At 70.9% G+C, this 13,457-nt stretch carries 2 pseudogenes; both read right to left on the reverse strand.

Annotated elements, in window-relative coordinates:
- Positions 1-21 precede the first annotated feature (21 nt).
- Positions 22-4,497 (reverse strand): annotated as a pseudogene (locus tag AOZ06_RS61565) (type I polyketide synthase); the annotation flags it as partial.
- Positions 4,498-4,546: 49 nt separating this feature from the next.
- Positions 4,547-13,411 (reverse strand): annotated as a pseudogene (locus AOZ06_RS61570) (type I polyketide synthase); the annotation flags it as partial.
- Between the last annotated feature and the right edge of the window lie 46 nt (positions 13,412-13,457).

Consider the following 13,457-nt stretch of genomic DNA (forward strand, 5'->3'; position numbering starts at 1 on the left):
CCAGTGCCCCGGCTGGGTGGTTCATGTCCTGCCAAAATTGCTGTCGATGAGGTCGAACAGCTCGTCGTCGGAGGCGTCGCCGAGGTCCGGCCCCGTGCCGCTCTTGCCCGTCCACACCGCCAGCAGGCCGCGCAGGCGCGCGGCCGTCCTGTCCGCGTCCGCCCGTCCGTCCGCGGCGGCGACGACCGACTCGAGCCGGGCGAGTGCCTTCTCGAGCGGGTCCTCCTGCGGCGCTTCGAACAGCTCCGCGTGGATGTGCCGGGCCAGCACCACGGGCGCGGGGTGGTCGAACACCGCGGTGGCCGGCAGCCGCAGTCCCGTCGCGGCGTTGAGGTTGTTGCGCAGCTCGACAGCGTTCATCGACTCGAAACCCAGGTCCCGGAAGGCTTTCGCCGGGTCGACCGCCGTGCCTGCCGGGTGGCCGAGCACGACCGCGGTGTGCTTGCACACCAGCTCGACCAGTTCGTGGTGCCGGGTTTCCGCGTCGAAGCCGGACAGTCGCGCCACGAAGTCGCCCGACCCCGGTGTGTCCTGTGGGTCCGGCTGGTCCGCGTCGAGCAGGCCGTCGATCAACGGGCTCGGCCGCGCGACGGTGAACAGATCGGCGAAACGGGGCCAGTCGACGTCGACCGCGACCAGCGCCGCCGTGTCGGCGTCGAGTGCCTGCCGCAGCACGGCGAACACGTCGTCACCGCGCAACGGGAGCACACCGGAACGGCGGATCTGCGCGCTCGACTCGTCACGGTCCCAAGGGCCCCACGCGATCGCGGTCGTCGGCAACCCACGGGCTCGCCGCCGTTCGGCGACCGCGGCCACATGGGCGGCCGAGGCTGCCACGGCTCCGTGACCGCTGCCGCCCCACACCCCGGCGACCGACGAGAACAGCACGAGGCGCACCGACTCCTTGTCCAGCAGGTCGTCCAGCTGTGCGACGCCGTCCAGTTGCCGTGACACCGCCGCGCCGAGTTGTTCGGGGGCGAGGTCCGCCAACGGCGTCAGGTCGACCGGGCCTGGCGCGTGCACGACCGTGGACACGGGTGTCCCGTCACCTTCGAGGTCCTTGAGCAACGCGGCCAGGTCATCCTGCGCCGTGGCACCGGTCAGCACGACGCGCTCGGCTCCCGCGTCCTCCAGCCAGCTCGCGATCTGCCTGCCCAGAGCGTCGTCACCACTGGCGACCAGCGCGGTGCCGGTGATCGTGGTGACGACGTTGGCTACGGACGGTGTCCGTACGAGACGGCACGCGAGAACACCGGTCGATCGGATAGCCACCTGGTCCTCACCGGTCCCCGCCAGCACCGCCGCCAGCAACCCACCGGACTCCGCACCGGTATCGGCATCCGTGGGCAGGTCAACCAGGCCGCCCCAACCCAGCGGAGACTCGAGCGCCGCCACACGGCCCCATCCCCACACCTCCGCCTGCCGCGGATCGGGGACCGTTCCCCCGGCCGGCACGGCGTTCCTCGTGACAGCCCAGAAAGGAGCGTCGATCTCCGCCTCGCGCAGCGCCAGCAGCACAGCTGACGCGCGCTGGGCGCCGTGCTCATGGGCGTCGAGCGCGAGCATCGACACCACACCGGTGAACCCGTCCGGCCTGGCCGAGGTCTCGGCGCGCAGCCGAGCGGCCAGTTCCTCGTACTCGGTGGGATCCGCGGCCACCTGGACGACCTCGGCGCCGTGCTGCCGCAGGCCGTCGAGCCAGTCCGTCACGTCGGCGGTTGGGGTCAGCACCAACCACGTTCCCGTGATCCCGACCGGGCCGGGGGTCACGGGCTGCCACCGCACGTCGTACCGCAGCCGCTGCGCCGACGGACGATCCGGGACGGCTTCCGGCTGCGCCCAGTCCGCGAGCCAGTAGCGCCTGCGCTGGAAGGGATAGGTCGGCAGCTCCACCGGACGGCCGGTTGGCACGACGCTCGTCCAGTCCACCTGGACGCCACGGACGTGCAGCTCCGCCAACGAGGTCAGCATCCGCGCACGGCCACCTTCGGCGCGCCGCAACGTTCCGGCCACAACCGCGTCGGTCGCGGCCGAGTCGACGATCTCCGACAGGGCCGGTGCCAGCACCGGGTGCGCGCTCACTTCGAGGAAGACCCGGTGCCCGTCGGCCAACAGCGCCCGCACCGACTCCTCGAACCGCACCGGCTCACGGAGGTTGCGGTACCAGTAGGCCGAGTCCAGCTCCGGGCCCGCCTGCCAGTCGCAGTCCACAGTGGAGAAAAACGGCACGGTCGCCTCGTTCGGGCGCAGCCCGTCGAGGTGCCGGCGCAGCGCGGGCTCCAGGTCGTCGATCCGCGCCGAGTGCGCCGTGAAGTCCACACCGGGGATTCGCCAGCGCATCAGGGCGGCCGACGACAGCAGCTCCTCGAACCGCGTCAGCTCCGGATCCTCACCGGACACCACCACAGTGGCCGGACCGTTGACAGCCGCGATCGACAGGCGTCCTTCCCACTGCGCCAACATGGGCCGCACCTGGTCCGCGGGCGCCATGACGGACACCATGCCACCCGCGCCCGCCAACGCGAGCAGTTCCTTGCTCCGCAGCGCCACCACGCGCGCCGCGTCGGCCAGCGAGAGCACACCCGCGACGCACGCGGCGGCGATCTCGCCCTGCGAGTGGCCGACCACCGCCGCGGGACGCACGCCCAGCGAACGCCACAACTCCGCCAGCGACACCATGACCGCCCACAAAGCGGGCTGCGCGACGTCGACCCGCTCAAGCGACTCCTCGTCGCGCAGCACGTCGGCGAGGGACCAGTCGATGTACGGGCTCAGCGCCTCGGCGCACTCGTCGAGCCGTCGCGCGAAGACGGGGAACGACTCCGCCAGTTCCACGCCCATCCCGGCCCATTGCGCGCCCTGTCCCGGGAAGACGAACACCGCACCGGTCTGCTCGGCCGCGGCTCCGCGCACCACCCCGGGCTGCGGGTCGCCGTCGCTCAACGCCCGCAAGGCGGGTAGGTAGCCTTCGTCGTCCGCCACGACCACAGCACGGTGGCCGAAAAGTGACCGGCTCGTCGCGAGCGAGTGCGCGAGGTCAACAACTGACGCCTTCGGCGCCGTCAGCAGCCGCCGTGCCTGATCACGCACCGCCTGTTCGGTTTTGCCGGACAGCAACAGCGGTACTGGCCCCTCGGCGACGACTGGGTCGGCCGGATCGTCGAGCGGCGCCTGTTCGAGGATGACGTGGGCGTTGGTTCCGCTGATGCCGAACGCCGAGACACCCGCCCGGCGCGGGCGTTCGGTCTCAGGCCACCTCGCGGCCTCGACGAGCACCCGCACGGCACCGGAGGACCAGTCGACCTGCGGAGTCAACCGGTCGACGTGCAACGTCCGGGGTACCACACCGTGCCGCATCGCCATCACCATCTTGATCACACCGGCCACTCCGGCCGCCGCCTGGGTGTGGCCGATGTTCGACTTCACCGACCCGAGCAGCAGCGGCCGATCGGCCGGGCGGTCCTGGCCGTACACGGCCAGCAGTGCCTGCGCTTCGATGGGATCGCCGAGCGCCGTGCCCGTGCCGTGCGCCTCGACAACGTCCACATCGGACGCCGCGACGCCGGCGCTGGTGAGCGCCTGCTGGACAACCCGCTGCTGCGCGGGGCCGTTCGGCGCGGTCAGACCGTTGGACGCACCATCCTGGTTGACCGAGCTACCGCGGATCACGGCCAGGACGCGCCTGTTGGCGCGCACGGCGTCGGAAAGGCGTTGCAGCACCAGTACACCGGCACCCTCACCCCAGCCTGTGCCGTCCGCGCCGGCGGCGAACGCCTTGCACCGCGCGTCCGCGGCCAGAGCACCCTGCCGGGACAACTCACCGAACACACCTGGGGTCGACAGCACGGTCACGCCGCCTGCCAGCGCCAAGTCGCACTCCCCGGAGCGCAGTGCCGTAGCCGCCCAGTGCAGGGCGACCAGCGACGACGAACACGCCGTGTCCAGTGTCACCGCGGGTCCTTCGAGTCCCAGGGTGTACGCGATCCGCCCGGAGATCACGGCCGCGGAGTTCCCCGTCATCAGGTGACCTTCGACCGGTTCGGGCACCGACCGCATCCCGGCGGTGTAGTCCTGCCCGCTGCAGCCGACGAACACGCCGGTCCGGCTGCCGCGCAGGCCGGTGGGGTCGAACCCGCCGCGTTCCAGCGCCTCCCACGCCACCTCGAGCGCGACCCGCTGCTGCGGGTCCATTCCGGTGGCCTCGCGCGGCGAGAGGCCGAAGAACTCGGCGTCGAAGTCCGCGGCACCGGCGAGGAACCCGCCCTCGCGCGCGAACCCGCCCGCCACCGGCCTCAAGTCCCAGCCCCGGTCGGCCGGGAAGCCGGACACGGCGTCGCGGCCGTCCGCGACCAGGTCCCACAGGTCCGCGGGAGACGTGACGTCGCCGGGGAACCGGCAGCCGATCCCGACGATCGCGATCGGCTCGGCTCGTGCGGCCATCTGCTCCCGCAACCGCTCGCGGGTCTGGTACAGCTCCGTCGACACCTGCTTGAGCAGGTTGCGGAGCTTGTCCTCACTCATCCCGAGAATCTCCTTCGCAAGCCGATCAAGAGATGCCGAACTCGTTCTTGAGGAAGTCGAACATCTCGTCGTCCGACGCCTCGCCGAGCGATTCGGCGGCCGAGCCACCCGAACCGCCCGCACTCCACTGGACCACCAGTTCCCGCAGCCTCGCGGTGATCCGCGCCCGCTGCGGCCCGGCCACGTCGATCGCCGCCAGCCGCACGCCGAGGCGGTCGACCTCGCCGAGGACGTCGTCCTCCCGCACCGCGCCGAACAGTTGGGTCCGCAACTGTTCGGCCAGCGCGACCGGCGTCGGCCAGTCGAACAGGAGCGTGGCGGACAGCTTCAACCCGGTCGCGGCGGCGAGGCTGTTGCGCAGCTCCACCGCGGTCATCGAGTCGAACCCGAGGTCCTTGAACGGTTTCTCCGGCCCGGCCACGCTGATGTCCCGATGCCCCAGCACGGCGACCGCGTGCCGCCGCACGACATCGACCAGCACCTGGCGGCGTTCGGCGTCAGGTGTCCGTTCGAGGTCGCGCACCAGGTCACTCCCGGCCATCAGGCCATCCTCATCGGACAATCGCCCCCGGGCCTCCGGCAGGTCGTCGAGCAGCGGACTCGGCCTGCCCAGCGTGAACAACGGCCCGAACCGCTCCCAGTCGATGTCCGCCACCGTCAGGCAGCCCTCGTCCCGGTCGACGGCTTCCTCGAGCACGGCGATCGCCACCCGCGGATCCAGCGCTCGCAACCCGCGACGGTGCAACTGCTCCTCGGTGTCGTCGCCGAGCAGGTGACCGGCCATCCCCGCCCCTGCCCACGCGCCCCACGAGATCGAGGTCCCTGCCAGCCCTTCGGCACGGCGGCGCAACACGAGCGCGTCGAGGTGGGCGTTGGCCGCCGCGTAGTTGGCCTGGCCCCGAGTGCCCAGCACACCGGCGATCGAGGAGAACACCACGAACGCGGACAGCTCGCGCCCCCTGGTCAGCTCGTCGAGGTGGTCGGCTCCCGTGGCTTTGGCGGCGAGGACTTCCTGGAGACGCGCGGGGTCCATCGTTTCCAGCAGCCCGTCGGCCACCACCCCCGCGGCGTGCACGACCGCGTCCACCGGGTGCAGGTCCAGCAACTTGGTGACCTGGTCGCGGTCGGACACGTCGCACGAGACGGCGACCGCGTCCACGCCGTCCAGTTCGGCCAGTCGCGCCGCTTCAGGCTCCCGTCGCCCGACCAGTACCACCTTGCGCACGCCACGATCGGCGAGCCAGTGCGCGACGCGCATCCCCAAGGCACCAGTGCCGCCGGTGATCAGCACCGAGCTCCCGGCCGGGTCCCACCCGGTGCGCGCGGGTTTGCCCGTCGTCCGGCGCAGTCGTCGCGCGAACAGACCCTGCTCGCGAACGGCGACCTGGTCCTCCGGACCGGTCACGACCGCGATCACCCGGTCCGCGAGGCCGGCCGTCGCCGCAGCGGGGACGTCGATCAGGCCGCCCCACGACTGGGGGTGTTCCATCGCCGCGACCCTGCCCAGTCCCCAGACCTGTGCCTGCCTCGGACGCAGTGGTTGCGTCTGCCCCGGCGTGGACACCGCGCCGCTGGTGACCGACCACACCCTGCCGGGCACGTCCAGGTCTGCCATCGCCTGGACCAACGCGGTCGTCGCGGACAGCCCCACAGCAACCGCGGAGTGGTCCGGGTGCGACCGCTCCCGCATACCGAGCAGCGACACCACCGCGGCAACGGAGTCCGGAGCGACCCGTGCGGCGATCCGCCCGGCCATCGCCTGCCGGCTCACGGCGTCGTCCTCGATCACCAGGTCCACGACGTCGGCACCGCGGGCGGCCATCCGGTCCGCCAGCGCCGAAGCCCACTCCTGCGCTCCCCAGGGGGCGACGACCAGCCAGGTTCCCTCCAGGTCACGGGGGCCGGCGTCGAACGGGGTCCAGTCGACCCGGTACTGCCTGCGATCGGCCGCGGGCTGATCCGCCGGGGCCGCACGCGAGGCGTTCACCCAGAACCGTTCACGTTGGAACGCGTACGTCGGCAGGTCCACCCGACGTGCGCCCTCGAAGTACGCTGCCCACCGCGGTGACACACCGGAGACGTGCAGCCGTGCGATCGCCTCGGTCACCGATTGCGTCTCGTCGGTGTCCCGGCGCAGGGTGGGTACGAACACGCCCGTCTCCTCGCCGGACAGGCAGTCCTGCGCGAGCGTGGTCAACGCCGAACCCGGGCCGATCTCCACGAACCGCCGGACATCGCGGTCCACCAGGCGCCGCACGGCGTCCCCGAACCGGACCGGCTCGCGCACCTGGCGGACCCAGTAGCCCACCGACCGCATGTCTTCACTGGATGCTCCGAGCACAGTGGACACAAGAGGGATCCGTGGTTCGGCGAACCGCAGGCCGGACAACGCGGTCGCGAACCGCGCCTGCATGGGCTCCATCATGGACGAGTGGAAGGCGTGTGACACACGCAGCCGCCGGGTCTGGAAGCCCTCCCCAGCCAGGCTTTCGGCAACGTCGGAGACGGCGGCATGGGCACCGGAGATCACAACGCGCGTCGGGGCGTTGACCGCCGCGATGCCGACATCCGCCCGGCCGGCCAACTCCTCCTCGACGCGTGCGAGTGGTGCCGTGACGGCGACCATCGCCCCTCCGCTGGGCAGCGCCTGCATCAACTGTCCTCGTGCGACGACGAGCCGTGCCGCGTCCTGCAGTGACAGCACTCCGGCGGCGTGAACCGCGGCCACCTCGCCGATGGAGTGGCCAACCAGCACGTCGGGTTCGAGACCCCACGACTCCACCAGCCGGAACAGCGCCACTTCGACGGCGAACAGTCCTGCTTGGGCGAACATCGTCCGGTCGACTGCTTCCGGGTCGTCGCCCCAGATCACGTCACGCACCGAACTGCCGAGCCCTTCGTCCAGCAAGGCCGTCGCAGCGCCGAACGCCGACGCGAACGCGGGGTAGGCCATCAGCTGCCTGCCCATCCCGAGTCGTTGGGACCCCTGCCCGGAGAACAACATCGCGAACCCGGGCGCGGCGGACACGGTCCCCGTCACCGCGCTGAGCGCGTCGCCACCGGTGAACGCCGTGAGGTTCCGCACGAGTTCGGCGCGGTCGCCGCCGAGCACGACCGCTCTGTGCTCGAACGCCGACCGTGTGGTGGCCAGCGAGAAGCCCACATCCACCGCGTCGGCTCCCGGTTGCGCCACCACCCGGTCCAGCAACGAGCGAGCTTGTGCCCGCAGTGCTTTCGCGTCACGACCGGAAAGCACCCAGGGGACGACCGGTGCCGGTGCCGGTCGCGCGACGGGGTCGGCCTGGTCGGCGGCTGGTGGCTGCTCCAGCACGACGTGCGCGTTGGTGCCGCTGATGCCGAAGGAGGAAACACCGGCACGACGCGGACGGCCGTGCTCGGGCCAGTCCACCGGTTGCGTGAGCAGCCGGACGTCACCCGTAGCCCAGTCGACGTGCGGAGTCCGCTCGTCGACGTGCAGAGTCCGTGGCAGCACACCGTGCCGCATCGCCAGCACCATCTTCATCACGCCGGCGACACCGGCGGCGCCCTGGGCGTGGCCCATGTTCGACTTCAGCGATCCCAGCCACAGCGGCCGGTCCCGGTCCTGGCCGTACGCGGCGATCAGGGCCTGCGCTTCGATCGGGTCACCGAGAACGGTCCCGGTGCCGTGGCCTTCCACGGCGTCCACGTCGGCCGGTGCCAGTCCGGCGGACGCGAGTGCCCGGCGGATCACCCGCTGCTGGGACATCCCGTTGGGCGCGGTCAACCCGTTCGACGCGCCGTCTGAGTTCACCGCGGATCCGCGGACGACAGCGAGCACGTCATGGCCGCGCCGCCTGGCGTCCGACAGCCGCTCCACCAGCAGCATGCCCACACCCTCGGACATGCCGGTGCCGTCGGCTGCCGCGGCGAACGCCTTGCACCGCCCGTCCGCGGCAAGCCCGCGTTGCTGGCTGAACTCGATGAACATCGTGGGGGACGACATCACCGCGACCCCGCCGGCCAACGCGAGGGAGCACTCGCCGGACCGCAGGGCCTGCGCGGCCAGGTGCAGCGCCACCAAGGACGACGAACACGCGGTGTCCACCGTGACCGCGGGCCCTTCGAGCCCGAGGGCGTAGGCGATCCGGCCGGACATCACGCTCGCTGTGTGTCCTGTCCCCACGTAACCGGCAGTCTCACCGCCCGCGTCGATCAGCCCGGCGGCGTAGTCCTGGACGTTGCTGCCCACGAACACCCCAACCTGTTCACCGGCGAGCGACAACGGGTCGATCCCCGCTCGCTCGACCGCTTCCCATGAGGTTTCCAGCAGCAGTCGCTGCTGCGGGTCCATGGCCAGTGCCTCGCGGGGGTTGATACCGAAGAAGGCGGCGTCGAAGTCGGCGGCGTCGTAGAGGAAACCGCCGTCACGGGTGTGCGACGTGACCGGTGATCCCGGGGCGAAGAGGCCGTCGAGGTCCCACCCCCGGTCGGTGGGGAACGCGGACACGACGTCGCGTCCTTCGGACACGACCTGCCACAGGTCCTCGGGGGACCGGACCCCGCCGGGGTACCGGCAGGCCATCGACACGATGACGATGGGGTCGTCCGTGTCCACCGCGGCGACCTGCGACCGCCCGGTCTCGTCGGCCGAGTCCGGGCCCATGAGCGCCAACAGGTGGTCGACCAGTGCCCGGGCCGTCGGGTGGTCGAAGACGACAGTGGTGGGCAGCCGCAGCCCGGTCGCGGCGCCCAGCCGGTTGCGCAACTCGACAGCCGTCAACGAGTCCAGACCGAGTTCCTTGAGCGGGCGGTCCGGTCGCACGCCGTCCGCACCGGAGTACCGCAGCACAGCAGCCGACTCCGTGCGCACGATCTCCAGCAGCGCACGCCGTCGTTCGCTTTCGGGCATCGCGGCGAACCGTTGCCTGACCGGGTCACCCTCGTCCGCCGGTCGGGTGTCCTCACCCGTACCGCGCAGGTCTTCGAACAGCGGGCTGGGTCGTAGCGCGGTGTAGACATCGGTGAACCGCGGCCAGTCGATGTCCGCGACGACAACGGAGTTCTCGGTCCCGCCGAGGACGTCACGCAACGCCCGCAGCCCCACCGCCGGGTGGAGCAGGTTCACGCCGTGGCCGAGGACCTGCTCGGCCGTCGCGCCGTCCGGCAGGCGCATGGCGTCGCCGAGGTCCCACAGTCCCCACGCGACCGCGGTCGCCCGCAGTCCGCGGCTGCGCCTTTGTGCGGCGAGCGCTTCCAGGTGGGCGTTGGCCGCCGAGAACGCGGCGTGTTCAGCGCTCCCCCAGACACCGGTGACCGAGCTGAACAGCACCAGTTGCGCCGATTCCGAGTCCAGCAGTCCGTCGAGGACGGCCGCGCCGGTGACGGCGTGCGCCACCACTTCGGCGATGTCGGTGGCGTCCAGTCCTTCGAGCGCGGCGAGTTCGGCTCCGGGGGCGCCGTAGAACGCAGTGGTCACCGGCGTTCCCTGCTCGGCGAGACGCCCGAGCAGTTCGGCCAGTCCGGCACGGTCGGCCGGATCGGCGACCACGACGTGGTCCGCGCCGAGACCCTCAGCCCAGTCGGTGACCTGTTGTGCCATCGCGACATCCGCACAGGCGACCAGCACTGTGCCCGTGGGTTGCCACGGATCGTTGACTCCGGCGCGGTCCGGGTCGAGCCGAACGAGCCTCCGGACCATGGCACCGGATTCGCGCAGTGCGATCTGGTCCTCGCCGCCCGCGCCTGCCAGCACCGAGGTCAGCCGCTCGGCGATCTCCGGCGTCCACTCGGCGGACACGTCCACGAGACCGCCCCACCGGTCGGGGAACTCGACCGCAGCGACTCTGCCCAGCCCCCACAGCTGCGCGGCGGTCGGATCCACGGCGCCGCCGTCGATCGTGACGCCACCTTCGGTCAAGCACCACAATGGCGCCGCTATCCCGGCGTCACCCAATGCCTGCAGAAGCGGCACAACGCCGTTCGTGTCCATTGCAGTCAGAACACCGGCGAATCCCGTGGGGTGGTCGGCGATCACCGTACGCAGCTGCTCCGCGACGACCTCACGCCGGGTGTCGGCGAGTTCGACCACGACGGTGGCGTCACCGAACCCGGCCAGCCGACCGGGCCACACCCCGTCGCCCGCCGGGACAGCCAACAGCCATTGCCCGGTCAACTCGGCCGCGGACATCGCCAACGGCCGCCAGTCCACGCGGTAGACCAGGCCCTGGCCTCCTGCCGCCACGCCGGTTCGGCGGGCCGAGTCCGCGAGCCAGAACCGCTGGTGCTGGAAGGGGTAGGTCGGCAGGGCAGTCAGCCGCCCTTTCGGCACGACCTCGTCCCATGCCACTGCGACGCCGCGGACGTGCAGGTGTGCCATCGACGTCAGCATCCGGTCACGACCGCCGTCGTCCCGACGCAGCGACCCGGTGACAGCCACCTCGACGTCGACGGCCTCGGCGGTCTGCTGGACACCGACGGTCAGCACGGGGTGCGGGCTGGCCTCGACAAAGACGTGGTGGCCGGATGTCAGCAGCCCGCGGACGGCTTCCTCGAACCTGACCGGTTCCCGCAGGTTCCGGTACCAGTACTCCGCGTCCAGTTCGTCGCCGTCCAGCCAGTCGCCGGTCACCGTGGAGTAGAACGGCACGTCGGCCGCACGCGGTTCGACACCGCGGAGAGCGGACACCAACTCGTCGCGGATCTGCTCGACCCGGCCGGAATGCGACGCGTAGTCCACGTCGACGCGGCGGGCCCGTGTGCCTTGCGCGTCGCAGAGTGCCACCAGTTCGGTGAGCGCGTCCGCATCGCCCGACACCACAGCGGAGACAGGGCTGTTCACCGCGGCGACCGACACCCGGCCATCCCACTGCCGCACCAGGTCTTCCACCTGGCGCACCGGCAGCATCACGGAAACCATGCCACCACCGGACAACGCTCGCAGCTGCTTGCTCCGCACAGCGACGATCCGTGCCCCGTCGGCGAGGCTCAGCGCGCCCGCGGCGCACGCCGCGGCGATCTCTCCCTGCGAATGCCCCACCACAGCCGCGGGCTCGACGCCCAGCGAACGCCAGAGGTGGGCCAGCGACACCATCACCGCCCAGAGCGCGGGCTGCACCACGTCGACCCGGCTGAGCATCGTCTCGTCGCCCAACACGTCCGCCAGTGACCAGTCGACCCAGGCGGTCAGCGCCTCACCGCATTCGTCCAGCCGACGCGCGAAGACGGGGAAGCTCTCGGCGAGCTCCAGTCCCATCCGAACCCATTGCCCACCTTGGCCAGGGAAGACGAACACGGGGCCATCGGTGCCCATCGCCGTCCCCGACACGACGTTGTCCGCACCCGCTCCGTCGCGAAGGGCGACCAGACCGGCCGTCAACTGTGCCAGGTCCGTGCCCTGGACAACCACGCGGTGTGGGTGAGTCGCACGGGTGGTGAGCAAGGAGTGCGCCACGTCGGCGACCGCGGGCTCCGCGACGGTCGCCAAGTGCCCGAGCAGGCGATCCGCCTGGGCCAGCAAGGCTTCGCGTGTGCGCGCCGACAACAGCCATGGCACGGAACCCTCAACCGGCTCATCCACCGTGGGTTCGCTGGGTGTCGGTGCTTGTTCGACGATGACGTGTGCGTTGGTGCCGGAGATACCGAACGACGACACACCAGCCCGCCGAGGACGACCCACCTCCGGCCACACAACCCGCTCGGTAACGAGTTGAACCGAACCAGCAGACCAGTCCACATGAGACGTGGGCTCATCAACATGCAACGTCCTCGGCAACACACCATGCCGCATCGCCATCACCATCTTGATCACACCAGCAACACCAGCAGCCGCCTGCGTATGACCAAGATTCGACTTCACCGAACCCAACAACAACGGACGAACCCGACCCTGACCATACGTCGCAAGCAAAGCCTGCGCCTCAATCGGATCACCCAGTTTCGTCCCCGTGCCGTGCGCCTCGACCGCATCCACATCCACAGCGGTCAGACCGGAATTGCGCAGCGCCTGGCTGATCACCCGCTGCTGCGACGGACCATTCGGCGCGCTCAGCCCGTTCGACGCGCCGTCCTGGTTCACGGCACTGCCGCGGACGACAGCCAGGATGTCGCGTCCGGAGCGGACGGCGTCCGAGAGGCGCTGCAGCACCAGGATCCCCGCACCTTCACCCCACGCGGTTCCGTCCGCTGCCGCAGCGAACGCCTTGATACGCCCGTCCGGTGCCAGGCCACCTTGCCGGGACAGCTCGGTGAAGACACCCGGCGTCGACAGCACCGTGACACCACCGGCCAACGCGAGGGTGCATTCCCCGCGCCGCAGCGAGTCCACGGCCAGGTGGATGGCCACCAACGACGACGAACACGCCGTGTCCAGCGTCACCGCGGGACCTTCCAGCCCGAGCGTGTACGCCACCCGGCCGGAGATCACGGCGGTCGAGTTCCCGGTCATCAGGTGGCCTTCGACCTCGTCGGGTATCCCGCCGAGTCCGACGACGTAGTCCTGGCTGCTGCACCCGGCGAACACCCCGGTTCGGCTGCCGGCCAGCGACGACGGGTCGATACCCGATCGTTCCAGCGCCTCCCAGCACACTTCCAGCATCAGCCGTTGCTGCGGGTCCATCGCCAACGCCTCGCGCGGCGAGATGCCGAAGAACTCCGCGTCGAACCTGGGGGCGTCGTGCAGGAATCCGCCCCGCCGGGCGAATCCGCCAGTCACATCCCAGCCGCGGTCGGTGGGGAAGCCCGACACCGCGTCCACCCCGTCGGAGACCAGCTGCCACAGCTGCTCCGGTGCCGACACACCACCCGGGAACCGGCAGCCGATACCGACGATCGCGATCGGTTCGGTCGCCGCGTCGACCAGTTGCTGGTTCGCCCGTCGCAACCGGTCGACTTCCTTCAGCGACGACCGGAGCGCTTCGACGTACTGGTTCTGCTCGGTGCTCATGTTCTCCCCCTGC

This window comes from Kibdelosporangium phytohabitans (assembly GCF_001302585.1).
Lineage (GTDB): Bacteria > Actinomycetota > Actinomycetes > Mycobacteriales > Pseudonocardiaceae > Kibdelosporangium > Kibdelosporangium phytohabitans.